Source organism: Paenibacillus sonchi (genome assembly GCF_016772475.1).
Classification (GTDB): domain Bacteria; phylum Bacillota; class Bacilli; order Paenibacillales; family Paenibacillaceae; genus Paenibacillus_AQ; species Paenibacillus_AQ sonchi.
Genome location: NZ_CP068595.1, coordinates 4,834,073 through 4,849,811, shown reverse-complemented (window position 1 = coordinate 4,849,811; position 15,739 = coordinate 4,834,073). Strand labels below are relative to the sequence as shown.

17 protein-coding genes are annotated in these 15,739 nt (G+C 53.7%); 3 read left to right on the top strand and 14 right to left on the bottom strand.

Features of this window, described 5'->3' with window-relative positions:
* Positions 1 to 180: 180 nt before the first annotated feature.
* From rpsN to rpmG, 6 genes are all read right to left on the bottom strand, one after another.
* Positions 181 to 450 carry a 30S ribosomal protein S14 gene (gene rpsN / locus JI735_RS21450; protein ID WP_039836435.1) on the bottom strand — a complete coding sequence of 90 codons (270 nt, stop codon included), beginning with the start codon at positions 448 to 450 and terminating at the stop codon, positions 181 to 183.
* A 42-nt stretch (positions 451 to 492) separates the two neighbouring features.
* Positions 493 to 1,611, bottom strand: coding sequence for a metal ABC transporter substrate-binding protein (locus tag JI735_RS21445; RefSeq protein WP_202676413.1), 1,119 nt, complete (start codon positions 1,609 to 1,611; stop codon positions 493 to 495).
* A gap of 23 nt (positions 1,612 to 1,634) precedes the next feature.
* Positions 1,635 to 2,468 carry a metal ABC transporter permease gene (locus JI735_RS21440; RefSeq protein ID WP_202677676.1) on the bottom strand — a complete coding sequence of 278 codons (834 nt, stop codon included), beginning with the start codon at positions 2,466 to 2,468 and terminating at the stop codon, positions 1,635 to 1,637.
* Positions 2,414 to 3,121 carry a metal ABC transporter ATP-binding protein gene (locus JI735_RS21435; RefSeq protein WP_202676412.1) on the bottom strand — a complete coding sequence of 236 codons (708 nt, stop codon included), beginning with the start codon at positions 3,119 to 3,121 and terminating at the stop codon, positions 2,414 to 2,416. The genes JI735_RS21440 and JI735_RS21435 overlap by 55 nt, the downstream gene beginning before the upstream one ends.
* 740 nt (positions 3,122 to 3,861) lie before the next feature.
* Complete coding sequence (locus tag JI735_RS21430; RefSeq protein WP_202676411.1) at positions 3,862 to 5,070, bottom strand: GTP-binding protein; 1,209 nt, start codon at positions 5,068 to 5,070, stop codon at positions 3,862 to 3,864.
* A 51-nt stretch (positions 5,071 to 5,121) separates the two neighbouring features.
* Positions 5,122 to 5,271, bottom strand: a complete 150-nt coding sequence (gene rpmG / locus JI735_RS21425; protein ID WP_020428168.1) for a 50S ribosomal protein L33 — start codon at positions 5,269 to 5,271, stop codon at positions 5,122 to 5,124.
* Positions 5,272 to 5,470: 199 nt separating this feature from the next.
* On the opposite strand from rpmG, the gene JI735_RS21420 reads away from it, so the two are divergent.
* From JI735_RS21420 to JI735_RS21410, 3 genes are read left to right on the top strand one after another with little or no spacing between them, the layout of a single operon-like run.
* Positions 5,471 to 6,511 carry a CobW family GTP-binding protein gene (locus JI735_RS21420; RefSeq protein ID WP_060860916.1) on the top strand — a complete coding sequence of 347 codons (1,041 nt, stop codon included), beginning with the start codon at positions 5,471 to 5,473 and terminating at the stop codon, positions 6,509 to 6,511.
* Positions 6,508 to 7,497 carry a permease gene (locus JI735_RS21415; protein WP_202676410.1) on the top strand — a complete coding sequence of 330 codons (990 nt, stop codon included), beginning with the start codon at positions 6,508 to 6,510 and terminating at the stop codon, positions 7,495 to 7,497. Before JI735_RS21420 ends, JI735_RS21415 begins: the two co-directional genes overlap by 4 nt.
* A gap of 30 nt (positions 7,498 to 7,527) precedes the next feature.
* Positions 7,528 to 8,403, top strand: coding sequence for a TIGR03943 family putative permease subunit (locus tag JI735_RS21410; RefSeq protein WP_039836410.1), 876 nt, complete (start codon positions 7,528 to 7,530; stop codon positions 8,401 to 8,403).
* Here the strand turns inward: JI735_RS21410 and JI735_RS21405 are convergent.
* The 8 genes from JI735_RS21405 to JI735_RS21375 all read right to left on the bottom strand — a co-directional run bounded on the left by JI735_RS21405 (position 8,390) and on the right by JI735_RS21375 (position 15,738).
* Positions 8,390 to 8,791: a NusG domain II-containing protein gene (locus JI735_RS21405; protein ID WP_039836409.1), complete on the bottom strand. Its 402-nt coding sequence runs from the start codon at positions 8,789 to 8,791 to the stop codon at positions 8,390 to 8,392. The genes JI735_RS21410 and JI735_RS21405 overlap by 14 nt on opposite strands.
* Before the next feature lie 88 nt (positions 8,792 to 8,879).
* A complete protein-coding gene (locus tag JI735_RS21400; protein WP_039836408.1) occupies positions 8,880 to 9,068 on the bottom strand; it encodes a DUF6954 family protein in 189 nt (62 codons plus the stop codon).
* 290 nt (positions 9,069 to 9,358) lie between these two features.
* On the bottom strand, positions 9,359 to 11,035 hold the full coding sequence (locus JI735_RS36140) for a PAS domain-containing hybrid sensor histidine kinase/response regulator (protein ID WP_233475995.1): 1,677 nt from the start codon (positions 11,033 to 11,035) through the stop codon (positions 9,359 to 9,361).
* 32 nt (positions 11,036 to 11,067) lie between these two features.
* Complete coding sequence (locus tag JI735_RS36135; protein ID WP_233475994.1) at positions 11,068 to 12,831, bottom strand: PAS domain S-box protein; 1,764 nt, start codon at positions 12,829 to 12,831, stop codon at positions 11,068 to 11,070.
* A gap of 180 nt (positions 12,832 to 13,011) precedes the next feature.
* On the bottom strand, positions 13,012 to 13,341 hold the full coding sequence (locus JI735_RS21390; RefSeq protein ID WP_202676409.1) for a hypothetical protein: 330 nt from the start codon (positions 13,339 to 13,341) through the stop codon (positions 13,012 to 13,014).
* A gap of 20 nt (positions 13,342 to 13,361) precedes the next feature.
* On the bottom strand, positions 13,362 to 13,643 hold the full coding sequence (locus tag JI735_RS21385; RefSeq protein WP_233475993.1) for a hypothetical protein: 282 nt from the start codon (positions 13,641 to 13,643) through the stop codon (positions 13,362 to 13,364).
* Positions 13,643 to 14,866, bottom strand: a complete 1,224-nt coding sequence (locus JI735_RS21380; RefSeq protein WP_039836405.1) for an ABC transporter permease — start codon at positions 14,864 to 14,866, stop codon at positions 13,643 to 13,645. The genes JI735_RS21385 and JI735_RS21380 overlap by 1 nt, the downstream gene beginning before the upstream one ends.
* The gene (locus JI735_RS21375; RefSeq protein ID WP_202676407.1) at positions 14,863 to 15,738 is read right to left on the bottom strand and encodes an ABC transporter ATP-binding protein; all 876 of its coding nucleotides are present in this window, start codon (positions 15,736 to 15,738) and stop codon (positions 14,863 to 14,865) included. Before JI735_RS21375 ends, JI735_RS21380 begins: the two co-directional genes overlap by 4 nt.
* Between the last annotated feature and the right edge of the window lies 1 nt (position 15,739).

The following is a 15,739-nucleotide window of genomic DNA, read 5'->3' as shown; positions in this document are numbered from 1 at the left end:
CAAGATTGGTCATCATGGGTTACACTTGTCTACTATCATAATTCACCCCGCTTCATCAGGCAAAGCCTTAAATGTCCGGTATAATGATAAATTCTGGCGTAATATACATCAAAACGGCTGTCCCTCCGCTTAAGCAGAGAAACAGCCGTGCTATGTGAAGCCGGTATGCAGCCGGACCGTTTACCAGCTTGATTTGGTGATACCGGGAATCTGCCCTTTGAGTGCAAGCTCGCGGAACACGATCCGTGAGACATGAAACTTGCTTAAGTAGCCGCGTGGTCTGCCGGAAACGGCGCACCGGTTCTTTTGGCGGGTGGGCGATGAATCGCGCGGCAGCGTTTGGAGGGCCATATAGTCCCCCTTTGCCTTCAGCTCTCTGCGTTTGTCAGCGAATTTCGCCACCAGCTCCTGCCTCTTCAGTTCCTTGACGATCTTTGATTTTTTAGCCATGCTGCTGCTCCTTTCGTATATTGGGTAGGTTCCTATCGCTCTTTATTCATTCAAAGCAGTCTTCAGCGCTTCAAGGTTCTGGCGCATAATGCCAAGGTAATCAAGATTGCTGCTGCGGTCCGCTTCGGTTAAGCCTTCGATTGGATTCAGCACCGCTGACTTGGCCCCGATTTCCCCGGCAATGGTATCCGCGACATTGGACGACACCAGGGTTTCGAAAAAGATCGTCTTCACCTTATGCGCCTTCGCGAACTCCACAATTTTGGCCATTTGAGCGGCGGAAGGCTCCTGCTCCGGCGACAGTCCGGCGATAGGCACTTGAGTCAGGCCGTACTCTTTGGCCAGATAGCCGAATGCGGCATGCTGGGTAATAAAATCTTTACGCTTCGTATCTTTCAGACCAGCCTTGAAATCCTGGTCAAGCTGCTCCAGCTTGGCGATATAGGCATCGCTGTTAGTCTGGAAAGCAGCGGCATTCTCAGGAGAGGCAGCAGCCAAAGCGGCTTCGATCGTCCGAACCTCCTTGATGGCAAGCGAGGGGGCAAGCCAGACATGCGGATCCAGGCCGCCGTGGTCATGGTCGTGGTTGTGGCTATGGCCGTGATCATGATCTTCTTCGGCTGTCCCGTCTGCCTCGTGATTATGCTCCGCTTCTTCGGCATGCTCGCCTGCCTCGTGATCATGACCCGCTTCATCGGCATGATGCTCTTCTTCCTCTTCCACGCCTTCCATAATATCCAGCCCCTTACTGGCCTCTACGGCCACCAGTTGGGTCCCCTTGGCACTGTCGATCACCTGCTGCGCCCAGCCCTCCATACCTGCACCGTTATAGACGAGCACATCGGCGGCGGAAATCTCCGCCATATCCTGTGCCGTAGGCTCCCAGTCATGCGGCTCGATTCCGGCCGGAATCAGCGTTTCCACATCGGCCAGGTCGCCGACAATATTTTTGGTGAATTCGTACATAGGGTAAAAGCTGACCTTGATATTCAGCTTGTCTGTCTTGACTGCAGGCTCAGCGGCGGACGGCTCTGCGGTTGCGGATGAAGCCGGGGCAGCTTCTTCCGCATTGCTTGCGGTGTTTTTATTGCCGCAGCCGGAGGCTATCAGCATGGCGGCAAGGGAAAGGACGGCAAGGTGACGGATTTTAATATTCAGCATAGTTCGGTTCAAGCTCCTTTTTCTTATATGGATTTTCGGACGCTGCGGCGTTTTTGGAAAGCCAGCAGCTTCTGTACAGCAATAGCGCATAGCAGAAAACACAATAAAATGAGGGCTATCGTGCCTCCGGGAGGCGTGTTGATATAGTAGGATGCGGTCAGGCCGCTGAAAACACCCGCGAGGCCAACACCGATTGAAATCAGAATAGCTGCACTAAAGCCGGATGCAACCCTAAGGGCAATGGATGCCGGCAGGACCATCAGCGCCGACACCAGCAGAACGCCGACAACAGGCATCGCAGCCGCAACCGTCATACCCGTCAGCACCGCAAACGAAAAGGACAACAAGCCTGTACGGACACCGCCGATAGAGGCGGTCTCTTCGTCAAAGGTCAGGCTGTACAGCGGGCGGCGCAGAATGATGAAATATGACAGTCCAACGGCGGCCACTATGGCAATCAGCCCCAGCTGGGTATCGCTGACAGCGACGATGGAGCCGAACAGATAGGAGCTGAAGCTGCGGCTCAGATTCTGCTTCAGGCTCATCAGCACCACGGCCAGCGCCAGGCCGGAGGTCATAATGATCGCCACCGGCAGCTCGCTGTATGTACGGTAAGAACGGCGGAGCTGCTCGATGACCAGACCGCCCGCTACGGCCACCGCAAATCCGCTGAGTGCCGGACTCAGCTGCAGCACCGAGCCGAGCGCTACTCCGGCCAGCGACACGTGAGAGAGCGTATCGGCCATCAGCACCTGCCTGCGCAGCATCAGATACACGCCTAGCAGCGGACCGATGATGCCAATCAGGCCCCCGGCCCAAAATGCGCGCTGCATGAATTCGTAACCAAGCATTTCCAGCCCTCCTGCTCTTCTCGTTCCAGGCTGATCACCGTGTCCAGATAGGGACGGGTCTCTTCCAGACCGTGTGTGACCATGATGACGGTCCGCCCGTGATTGCTGACATAATGCCGCATCAGCTTGTAAAATCCGCTCCGGCTCCCGATATCCATGCCCGTTGCCGGCTCATCCAGCACCAGCACCTGCGGCTGCTGCGCCAGTGCCCGGGCGATGCAGATCCGCTGCTTCTGCCCGCCGGACAGCTCACCGATCCTGCGGTTGCGGTATTCCCACATGTCCACCTGCCGCAAGCTCCGCTCCACAAGCTCCTCCTGCTCCTTCGTGAAACGTCCAAACCACCCCAGCCGCGGGTAGCAGCCGGACCGGACCAGCTCGATCACCTTGCTCGGAAATCCGGCGTTAAAGGATGCCACCTGCTGCGGCACATAACCAATTGCCAGCTTTCCTCCCTCCGTAATCTCCTTGTTCAGCGTGACGGTTCCGCTCCAAGGCCGGAGCAGGCCAAGCAGAAGCTTGAGCAGGGTCGTTTTGGCTGCCCCGTTAGGGCCGGTGATCCCGATAAACTGCCCGGCTTCAATCTCAAGTGAGAGGTTGTCAATGACCGGCTCACTTCCATAACCGAACACCACATCCTTCATGGACGATAAAATCATGGCGTATCGCCCTCCTTTCATAATTTGGTGTAAGGCCGGGACAAAGCTGCTGGCGTGGGATTTAGGGTTTGGGCGTTGGTTGTCCGTAACATCACCCAGAAAGCAGAATTATGCAAAATAAGGTATCTGGTGTCCGTAATGACCTGTTTACTAACAATATTTCTGCTTTCTTATATCTGTTTTCATCTTCAGCATTTTATTCGTAAACATTACGCATTAACTCTAATGATATTATCGTAATCATTACGATTTGTAAACACAAAACCAATAATTAATTGTAATTATTATTATTAAAAACAGAGATCGCCTTAAAACAACCCATGCACTGAACGAACCTGTGTGCTCATTAAAATTAGGATTGAATGACACACAGAATGTTGAATAACAAACTGGATGCCTCCAGTTTCACAAACTAAGGAGGGACCACCATTGTAACCTGCATACTTCTTCTACCCGGACTATTAACTCATTCCACCCTTTTCCCGCATTCATCCAAATCTTCAACAGCACATTATTGTCCGTCCCCAGCACGTGAACGCGGCTAGTCTGACCCCGCACACGGCGCATACGTATCATCAAATATCCGGGTGACCCGCAAGTTCTGATAACAATAGAGGGCTGTGCAGCCAAAAAAGCCGGGATCACGAGACTCCTGATCCCGGCCCGAACCAAATCGGCCCTGCTCCGCCTTGCAATCAACCCCCAGATCCCGGAGTTAACTCGCGCTAGTCTCAAGCTTCTTACTCTGGAGAAGTCGTCAAAAACTCATCCGCCGGCCAAGGGAGCGGGTTGTTGAAGCGGCTCCAATCCTGCTGCATCTCTTCTTCATTCAGCAGGCATCTGTCCAGCCGGGCTTCAATGCCGGCCCGGTTCATGCCGACGCCGATGAATACGACCTCATTCATGCGGTCGCCCCAAGTCTCGTCCCATCTGGCCTTCATATCCGGCTCTGTGGCGAGCACCTCAAGCTGCTGTTCTTCAGGCAGCGTTGCCAGCCAGTAGCCGGCAGGGCCGAACTGGATGGACGGCCCCGCCTGGCTGAGGCTGGCGGCAAGGTCACCCTTCGCTGCCAGCCAGACCAGACCCTTGGCCCGCACCACCTCCTCCGGCCAATTGCTGAAGAAGAAGCTTAGCCGCTGCGGATGAAAGGGCACTCTCCGGCGGTAGACGAAAGAGCTGATGCCGTATTCTTCGGTCTCCGGTGTATGTTCCTCCTTGTTCAGCTCGGCAATCCAGCCGGAGGACATGCTTGTTCGTTCAAAATCGAACCGCCCTGTATTCAGGACCTCCTTGGGATCAACGATCCCCTTGACGGTCCGGATGATTTTGGCAGAGGGCTGCAGCTTGCGCAATACGGCTTCAAGCTTGTTCAGCTCCTGCTCTTCCACCAGGTCGCATTTATTCAACAGCAGCACATCGCAGGTTTCAATCTGATCAATCAGCAGGTCAACGATATCCCGGGAATCTCCTTCACCAGCAGTGGTACCACGGTCAACCAGACTGTCGCCGGAACCGAAGTCATGCCAGAAACGGTTGGCATCGACTACTGTAACCATGGTGTCGAGCCGGGCCAACGCGGTAAGATCGATATCCAGCTCAGGATTGGCATAGGTAAACGTCTGGGCGACCGGTACCGGCTCGCTGATGCCGGAGGACTCGATCAGAATATAATCGAACCGCCCTTCTGCCGCCAGCGTATGCACTTCACGCAGCAGGTCATCGCGCAGGGTGCAGCAGATGCAGCCGTTCGACATTTCAACCAGCTTCTCCTCTGTCCGGGAAAGCGTATTGCCGGATTTCACCAGCCCCGCATCCACATTCACTTCGCTCATGTCATTGACAATCACGGCCACCTTCAAGCCGTCGCGGTTGTGCAGAATGTGATTGAGCAGTGTGGTTTTGCCGGAGCCCAGATATCCGCTGAGCACAGTAACAGGAATGGGTTTCATAGGTTCTCCTTCACTTCAGTTCTTATAGTTGGCATTGTAATTTCCGCCGGATCAACGGGTCTCACGGTGCAGCGTAACCCGTTTCAGGCGGGGACTGTATTTTTTCATCTCGAGGCGTCCCGGCTGGTTTTTCTTATTCTTGGTGGTGGTGTAATTGCGGTCGCCGGTTTCTGTACAGGCAAGGGTCACGATAACTCTCAAAAAGATCAGCTCCTCATTGTTTAATCGTAATTATTACGATTTACACATTCTACATGTTTTATCCGCCAAGTGTCAACCATAGACGCGTAAAATTACAACTCTCTTAAATTTGTGGTCTTTCCGGGAGAGCAAGTACGTATAGATAGATTATGAAAATATGATTCTTGCAATTGCAGGAACAAAAGCGGGAGGGAGAACTATGAAGATACCGGTAATCATCCTTGGAGGTTTTCTGGGGAGCGGGAAAACAACACTGCTGCTGTCGCTGCTCAAGGAGAGCAAGGCCAGGGGGCTTACTCCCGGCATTGTGATGAATGAACTCGGCAAAAAGGATGTGGATGGCTACATTCTGGAGGAACATGCCGGTGCAAATGTGGAAAAGCTGCTGGACGGCTGCGTCTGCTGCAGCCGCAAGGATGAGCTGCCAAGGACTCTGGAGCTGCTGCTCGCCCGGCGGCCGGATGTCATCTATATTGAGCTTACCGGGGTTGCCGACCCCGAGGAAATCGCCAAATCCCTTCTGGAGCCTGCGCTGAGCGGGCGGCTCGTGCTGCACTATTCCATTACCGTGCTGGATGCGGAAAACGCGCTGGAATACGGCAGCCGCTTCTCCGCCGACAAGCAGCTCGTGCGGACACTGCGCCGGCAGCTCTCCAGCGCCGATCTGATCATCGTTAACAAAAGCGATCTGGTCGAGCCGGAAACCTTATGGCGCATTGAAAAAATGGCCAGTCGCCATAATACGGACGCCGAGATTGTATTCACACATTACAGTAAAATCAACCTCGACCCGCTGCTGGCGGGAATTTCACCCCAAGAGCAGCGCACTCCGGCTGCGCAGCGCGGCAGCCGGGAACTAAACGGTATGGCGCTTAAGCGAATCAACAGTGCGGCCGGCGGACACGGAGCAACCGCGGTGCAGGAGCCGGAATCCGCGCAGCAGACCTCTTATTCGCAGGTGGCGGCTGTAACGCTGACGTTTCCGCCGGGAGCGGCAGACGGAATACGGCAGGAGCTGCTGGAGGGCTTTTTCAGGGAGTGGGGGGACAGCCTGGTAAGGGCCAAGGGGCATGTCCGGCTTGCGGGGCGGGACGGGGTCCAGCTGGTGCAATATGCCGGAAACCGCTGCAACTGGGAGTTTTCACGGTATCCCGGCCAGCCGTATGTAGTGTTCATCGGACTGAATCTGGATGAGAAGCAGCTGACCGACCGCTGGTCCGCTTTGTTCTATCAACCTTGACTCTCTTTTCACCGCTCAAAACACTGCCGCTGCTGATCCCTGCCGCTTTTCTGATTACCGCCTGCACCCTCTGGCTTCCCGGCCACCCGCAGGTGCTGAACAATGCCTTCACCGAGGCCTTTAAAACCGGCTTCATCGGCATCCTGCTGGAAGCTTTGCCGTTTGTGCTTCTAGGCGCATTGCTCTCTTCGCTGCTTCGCGTTTTCGTGCCGGATGAGATGATCTCCCGCTGGATTCCGCGGCAGCCGCTTCCGGCCATCCTGTTCGGCTGTATGCTCGGCATCCTCTTCCCCGTATGTGAATGCGGGATGATTCCGCTGGTCCGCCGCCTGATGCATAAAGGCATGCCGCTGTATGTGGCTATCGTCTTCATACTCTCCGGTCCGATTCTGAATCCGGTCGTGTACGGGGCCACACTGACGGCCTTCCGCGCCCATCCAGAGCTGGCGTATGCCCGGATGGGACTTGCTTTTATTGCAGCTGCAGCTATCGGGTTTATCGTCTATGCCACCGTCCGCAAAACACCGCTCCGGCTATCCATCGCCCGGGAAAGCGGGGAACCCCATGAACAAAGTACGCGCGGGGGCAAGCTGGCGGCCGTTTTTGTGCATACATCGGACGAGTTTTTTGAAATGGGCAAATACCTGATTATCGGTTGTCTGCTTACCTCAGGCATCCAGACCTTTATGGACCAAGGCAGTCTCGCCGCCATTGGCGGGAAACCGCTCGGCTCCTACCTGTTCATGATGGGACTTTCCTATGTGCTCTCGCTGTGCTCCACCTCGGATGCTTTTGTGGCCTCTACCTTTCTGCATACTTTTCCCAGCGGCTCCCTGCTCGCCTTCATGGTGCTCGGACCGATGCTTGATTTCAAAAACTCGCTGATGCTGCTCTCGCTCTTCAAGACCAGATTTGCGCTTTACTTGTTTTTCATGATCTTCTCTACCGTGTTTACCGGTTCCGTTCTAGCCTCACTATGGCTATAAAACGGTCATGACGTTCAGGAGGTTCCCCGTATGAATGATTCCCGGAGCATCCGGATTCACTATGGATTCAGGGCGCTGCTCCTGCTGCTCTTCGCGCTCTATATCGGGCACCTGGTCCAGCAGGATGCGCTGCATTATTATGTCGCCCCCAAGCTGGCCCGCTGGGTTCGCCTCTGCCCGGTTCCGCTCTCGCTGATGGCGCTGAGTCTGGGAATTCAGGCTTTATTCGGCAAAAGCGCACGGCTCTGCGACTGCGAGCACCGCCTGCCGCGTTCCGGGCTGAACAGCGTTATGCTGTACGGCCTGTTTCTTTTCCCGCTGCTGCTCGGCTTCCTGCTCCCTGACCGTTCACTCGGCAGTGCGGCAGCCGCCAAAAAAGGCATGTCCCTATCCTACATTGCCGATGAAGCCGCTGAACATGTGAAATTCAACGCCGCCAGCCCCTACCTTGAGGAATTCGCCGAGCTGGCCGGGAAGCTGTATGCCCAGCCCGTCATCGAAGTGTATCCGGAGATTTTCTCCGAAACCTTGGGAGCCATCGACCTGTACAAACAGCAATTCGAGGGCAGAACCATTACGGTAACCGGCTTCCTGTACCGGGAGAGCGGAAAAAGCATTAAGCCTGTATATGCGGTTAGCCGCTTTCTGGTCCAGTGCTGCACAGCGGACGCGACTCCGTTGGGCATCCTCCTGGACCCCCGAACGCAAATAAGCCTGCCCGCCGACACCTGGATTGAGGTGCGGGGCAAGCTTCAGCTGTCGTCTTATATGGGCAAACAAGTGATGGAAATTGCACCAGAAAGCATTAATCCTGTGCCACAGCCTTCCACCCCATACGTTTATACGAATGCCGACTCAGTGGCCGCCTGGGCTGAAATCCAGCAATCCGGGATCAAGGCTGAATAACCGCATCCAGCTCATTATCGTCATTGATAGACCGGTGCGGATTAATGACTTCCACCATCAGCCGCGCCGGAATACAGAGGATCTGCTGCTTAGGTCTGGAGATAAAGCCCATGTCGAGGGCAATCGGGAGCGGGGCATCCGAATAGGTCATACGAATTCCGTAGTCATATACTTTTAGGATGTTATGGCCGAATTTTGTCTGGATATCGATCGTTTGCTCTTCCTTGGTCAAGGATACCGTCTTGTACTCCTTGCCGTCCACTGTAATAACTGCTTGCAATTCACCTTGTGCATAATGTTCATTATGGTCCTTGTAAGCCTTGATTCCGTAAAGGGAACCTGCCACCAGCAGCACCACAAGAATAAGAATCATATCACCGCGTTTCATATTCCGATATTCCGCTGCCTTCCTACTGGCTGAATTGTATTCGTAACAATTACGATTAATTCAACTATAGCCAGACCGCAGAAGTTTGTCAACGCCTGCGCATCCGCTTCAAAATGAGCCGTAACGCCAGTGTGACCGCCGTGTAAATCAAGAGCACCACAATTAGTGTAAATACCCGCTCTCTCGCAGAGCCGTCAGCGAACAGCACCGGACCGAGACCGAAAAATGTTATCAGCATATACAGCACAGCAAACAGCGTATACAACAGCCCTCTCATTCATAAGACCCCTCTCAATTATTGAACGAAATGGTATTACACGTAGGAGGAATTCGAAATGACAAAGTTTGAGCAGCAATATGCTGAAGACCTTAATTGCCCCAAAACAGCCTGAATTAGGCCAATTTACAAGAAATAGCGGCTCTCCTGTCCGGGAGTCTTGTCAAACGCACCAAAACCTGCAAATAACGGCTCTACAGTCCGCATCAGTAGTAGTGCTGGTCCCCTCAGAGACTTCTGCTCTTCGCAGCATCTATGATTGCCGCCAATTATCATCCCCCGTCTGTTTCTTATCTGAGGATATGGGCCGACCACTCTCTTAGCACCCGGTCCACCTCAGCCGGTGAAATCGGCTTGGAGATGAAGTCCTGCATGCCTGCTCTGAGACACAGCTCCTTGTCCTCCTTGCGCGCAAAAGCCGTTGCTGCAACAATAACAGGCGACAGCCCCATCTCGTGGCGTATTATACTTGTCGCTTCGATCCCGTCCATCTGCGGCATTTGGATATCCATGAACACCAGATCATATGGATGCGAGCGCACCATTTCTACGGCCATTTCCCCGTTTAAGGCCACATCAGCATAGTAGCCGCGCTTTTTGAGATACGCCTGAAGCAATTGGAGATTCACCGGATGATCTTCGGCAACCAGAATGGACAGCGGGCCGTATTCGCCTTCGGAAGACGTTCTGTCCGGCGCCTCTTTTCCATTTCCGTTCTCCATGCCGGCAATAGGGATTTGCTGATAGGCAGGTTCCGACAAAGGCAGAAAAACATGGATGGTGAAGAAAAACTCTGCCCCTTCCCCTTCATTGCTTTCCACACCAATCATCCCGCCCAGCAGTTCAACCAGCTTTTTGCTGATCGCCAGCCCCAGGCCCGTGCCGCCATACTTGCGGTTAATTGAAGGATGCAGCTGGGAAAAGGACTGAAACAGCAATCCCTGGCTTCCCTGGGGAATGCCGATTCCGGTATCTTTTACCGTAAATCTTATAACCAAATCTCCGGTCTCGGCGATCGATTGCAGCCCCGCTGTAACGTGAATTTCACCTTCCTCGGTGAATTTCACCGCATTGCCGATGAGATTCACCAGAATCTGCCGCAGGCGGATCTCATCCGTCACCACAAGCAGCGGCAGATCAGGGTCCAGCTTGCTATCCAGAAGCAGACCTTTCTCCAGCGCTTTCGGATAAAACAGCTCCATGACATTCCGGATCACCTGGGACAGGTCCACCGTCTGCAGCTCCAGCGTCATCATGCCGGCTTCAATCTTGCTGAAGTCCAGCACCTCGTTCAGAATATGCAGCAGGGACTCACTGCTTTTGTTGATGATTTCCGTGTAGTATTGCTGTTCTTCATCAAGCTCGGTTCCGGCCAAAAGATCCGCCATGCCCATAATCCCGTTCATCGGCGTGCGCAGCTCATGGCTCATAATTGCCAGGAATTCAGACTTGGCCCGGTCCGCCTGCTCCGCAGACTCTTTTGCCCGCACAATGGCCTTCTCTTCGGTAATGTCCCGGAAGACGACAACCGCCCCCTTCCGCTCACCATTATCAAATAATGGAGACATCCGGTATTTAACCAGAAAGCTGGAGCCGTCCTGTCTCCAGAATACGCCTTCCTTGTCCTCGGAAGAGAGCCGGCCCGACAAGGAATCCGGCTGCGCCCACCGCCCGCCGGCATACGGCTCGGCATCCAGCCATCTTTGTTCCACGGTATGCAGCTTAATATTCCCGGCCAGTTCACCCGGCTCATATCCCAGCATCGTCGATGCAGCCGGATTAATAAACATCGTTTCCCCCTGCAGATTCATGCCAAAGATGCCTTCTGAGACTGAATTCAGAATCAGGGCATGCTCATAACTGAGTTTCTCTATCTGCTGGAGATGACGTTTGTGTTCCGTAATGTTGCTGGTAATACTGAATACACCGACGACTTGGCTGTTCACCATAATCGGCACATAGATCACGCTGACTTCAACGGAATAGCCTTCCCGGTGGATCAGCCTGCTTTCAAAGATCTGGGGAGTCCCTTCGCAGCCAGCTCAAAACGCTGCTCAGCCATTCCCATTTCATCCGGATCAATAATCTCAGTGTGGCTGGCATGCAGCAGGCTATCATACGAATAACCCGTTAATTGCTGCAGGCTGGCATTCAGCGATTGGATATGCCCGTTCAAATCCATAGCGCTGATCGCCGAAGGATTATATTCGAACAGGGATTTATAGAGGTTCTCGCTCTCCAGCTGCTTCAACTCATACTGCTTGCGCTCAGAGATATTGCGGGTGACACAGACCATTTCCGCCGCTCCTCCCGGCCCTGAGCTGATATGACGGAGCGTCGTTTCTGTCCAGAGGTAAGAGCCATCCTTGCACAAAAACCGGAACATAATCGGCTCCAGCTTTTTGCCCTCCATGGTTTCCTGCAAATACGCACGTACTTTATCCATATCCTCCGGATGAACATACTGCATGCCGCTTGAGCCTTCCATTTCTTCCGGGGTATAGCCGAGCATCGGCAGGCAGACCGGAGATGCATACAAGTAAGTAGCTTCGTTGTCTGTCGCATTCCGGGAGATAAAATCCAGGGAATTCTCCGAGATCAGCCGGTAATTCCGCTCGCTCTCGCGCAGCTGCTCCTCCATCCGGTAACGTTCGGTGATATCCTGCACTATGCCGTTGATTTGCAGGGTTTTTCCCGCTTTATCCAGCACTACTTCCCAATGGGTATAGATGAACTTGCGCTCACCTTTGTCATTTTCAATTCTGAATACCGATTGGCCGTTGACCCCGGACTCTAAGGTCTTGCTCAGTTCGGCCCGAAGCGGAGCCATATCCTCGGGAACCACGCGGGCCAGCAGCTGCACATAATCGATCTGGCTGTGGGTGGCCGTACCGCTGTCCTGGCACAAATCAAAAATGGAGCGCAGCTGCTTCGAGACGGTCATTCGCTCATTCAGGGAATCCCATTCCCATGAACCGATGTTCCCCAATTCCTGCGCAGTTGCAAGTAAATTCTCATATTTCTTGCGTTCCGTAATGTCGCGGGCAATGGTCAGAACCTTCTCCACGCCGCCCTTGCTGTTACGCATAACCTGAAACGAATTTTCGAGCCAGAGATAATGTCCGTCTCTATGCCGGGCCCGCTGGGTAAAGACATCACTGTCGGAATACATCTTCCCGCGCTGTTCCATTTCTATCGCATCTTCTTCATGGTAGAAATCAGGCCTTTTCCTGCCGATTATCTCATCAATGGAGTAACCCAGCAGCTTCTCAACAGACGGAGACACATACCGCACCGTTCCGTCTGCATCGGCAAAGGAGATCATATCCGGCGTATTTTGCGTAATCAGATTATAGAGCAGCCGGTCCTCTTCTATCTTGTTCTCGGCTAGCTTGCGGCTGGTAATTTCCGTCATCTCGGCAATCAGATGAACAGGGGCGCCGGTAGCTTCATCGAATGTTAAAAAAATATGTAGTGCAATCCAGATGATACTGCCGTCCTTGCGTACAAATCGTTTCTCTTTATCTACAGCCGCTCCGGGGCTTTGCAGCAAATATTTCATAATAAGCTCATGATCGGCAGCAGGCTCATCCTCCGGCAATGCGATATCCAGATAACGGAGCTTTATCATTTCCTCTTCCGTATAGCCGAACATGCTGCAAAGAGCAGGATTCGCCATGATCATGGTACCGTCTTTTGTGGAGACTACTGCGAACCCTATAGAGGACCGCAAATACAGATGCTTAAAGAGTGTCTCGGTCAAGTGATAGAGCCTCCTCTGTGAAAGTGGGGACTGAAACTAATCATAGTATACCTTTTTTTCGGAAAAGTTGCTTCTGATGTGAAGGGGCGGGGGGTGATTACGAATGGAATTTCTGGGGAAAATGTAAAAAGGGAGCAGACTGTTCAGTCATACTCCCCCGCTATTTTCAGGCCTCGGCACTTAATCCAGTCTCCGGCGCGGAAGCAGACAGGCGCAGATCAGGGCCAGGACCAGGGATAGTCCGGCAAGCAGCCATTTGTCGTTATCCCACTCGTGCTCCAGCAGGCCAAACAGATAGAAATGCCCGGTCATCCGGCCTTTAGTCATGAAGTCGAGCAGATACCAGGCGAAGCCTGCTATGTACCCGGCCGATACGTTGCCAATCAGCAGCGCAGCTGTCATCCCCGCAGTTCCGATTGCCACTGCAGTAAAAGTCACCCCGCCGGTCATTGGCCATAAGTTAAAGTCAGCACCACTCCAATTCAGCCAGGCGAAAAAAGCTGCGTTCACCAAAAAGACATAAAATGTAGTCAGCAGCCACCGGAAAAGGAAAATCGGGGGATGACGCACCTGCTTGGCGTAGAGTGGCTCACCAATTCCCCGTTCTCCAGCAGAGCAAGATGAGGGTAAACAATCAGGCCCAGGAAGCTGATCAGCCTTTCTCCAAGCCGGGCAACCTCGTTCTGGCCCATCAGACCGGCATCCATGAAAAAAGGGATCACTGCGAGGAGGACTACCGACAGGCACCAGGAGTAGTGGACGGTCAGTTTGAGGTTATACCAGATCAAAGGAGTACTCATTTGCCTTCTCATCAGGCAGCCTCCGTTGCGGTTTTGATTTTCTTTTTGGACCGTTTCCTGCTAAGGGCTCCCGCTGAATCCAACCGGCTGCGGTGCCTCTCCCAGAGCCAGGCGGCACCTGCTGCCAGCGCTACAGCGAGTACAAGATAAAAGCTGCGGTTCAACGCAATTTCATCCGCCCAATCCTTGTATAGAACATAATCGTCTGGTGAATTGAAGCGGATCAGCAGCCGGTACAACCCGTAAGACCCCATAAGCGGCAGCACAGAAATAAACCACCAGATGACTTGCAGCGCAATAGGCACAATCCCCAGGCGGAACAACATGGAGCCAAACATGCCGAAGGCAACGGAAGCCCATATCGTCGGCAGAAGCCACCAGGCCGTATAGCCTAGAAAGATTGCAGCCGCCTCTCCAGCCTGTCCGTCCAATCCTAATATATCTACTGTTTTCCAGCCGCCAACGACAGACAGAACGAGGAAGACAAGGGAAAGCATCACACCCAGTGCGATAAACTTCGAGAAGACATAAGCCCAGGGGGAAACCCGGCGGCTGTAGATTAGCTCGCTCATTCGGCTGGAACGGTCGCGCAGCAGCAGAAAGGCCGACAGAAATACCGGGAAGATACCTGCGGGCAGCGACAGATAATCACAGAAGTACCTTGCCGCCCCGGGCAGAAGTTCTCCCGCCTCCACCTTGTCACGATAAAGATCAAGCGTCACTTTCTGCGCTTTTACAGCCTCATCATAGGACTCAATAGGAAATCCGAAATTTCCAACTCCCCGCTTGTACATGGTGCTGCCGCCCAACTGGGTATTCAATTCATCGGAAATCTTGTATACATCATCGAGGGTATATTTGTCCGGGTCCTGCAGGATCACATCCAATTTAGCTATGGCTTCGGAAAGGGCCCCCTTCTCTTCCCCGTCAAGTTTGTTTTCCACTAAAAAGCCGATTTTGTACTTGGTTGTTGTCCCGCTATCAAGATCCCAGCCTATCTCCGTCCGCATCCGTTTTGCCAGTTCAAAGGCATTCCCCGGCTGCTTCCAGCCGTACATCGGATGTTCTGCGGTTCCCATATTTTGCGGTGTGCCGGCGGCAGGAGGTCCAAGCTCTCCCCAGGTTTCGCTGGTGGCATAAGAAGTGAAATAAAAAAAACAGGCTACGATGATAAATATATAAAAAACGAGGCTGCGCAGGGTCATGCGCATTTCTTTGCCTATAAGTGATATCATACGAAGGCTTCCTCCCTGCGCATCATGTACAGGTAAGCATCCTCAATCGACGGCACGGCCTGCTGCGCTCCCGGATAAGGCTGCTCATCAGACAATACGCGGACGCGCATGCCGGCCCCTTCCGGCACGGCAGACAGCACCGGGAACCGTTCGCTGTCCCGGCTCCACTCGGCACGGTCAAGCTCCGCCGTCCAGACGCGTCCGGCAGCGGCGGCCGTCAAGTCACCGATTCTGCCGTGATAGCGCAGGCTCCCTTTATGCAGCACCGTCATCTGCTCGCAGGTCGATTCCACATCCTCAACAACATGCGTGGACAACAGGACGATTCTGCCCTCGGCGAATTTGCTGAGCAGCCGCCGGAACCGTATCCGCTCCTCCGGATCAAGCCCGGCCGTCGGCTCATCGACAATCAGCAGCTTTGGCTCATGAATCATCGCCTGGGCAACGCCAAGCCGGCGCTTCATCCCGCCGGACAGCGCCTTTACCTTGGTACGGCGCTGTTCAGTCAGATTGACAAGCTCCAGCAAATGGTCTATTCTCCGCTTGCGCTCGGCACGGCCTTTCACACCGGACAAAAGGGCAAGATAATCCATCGCCTCCAGCACCGACATCCCCGGATAAAAAGCAAATTCCTGCGGCAGATATCCGACAATCCGTCTAATCTGAGACTTGTCCGTCAGAGAGATGCCGCCGATCTCCACTTGGCCGGAGGTCGGCTCAAGCAAGGTTGCAAGAAGACGCATCAGCGTGGTTTTTCCTGCTCCGTTCGGACCCAGCAGTCCATGTATCCCTTCACCTACCCGGAAGCTGACGTTATTCAATGCCTGCTTGCCTCCGTAGGTTTTCGTCAAATGATCAATGATTAATTCCATT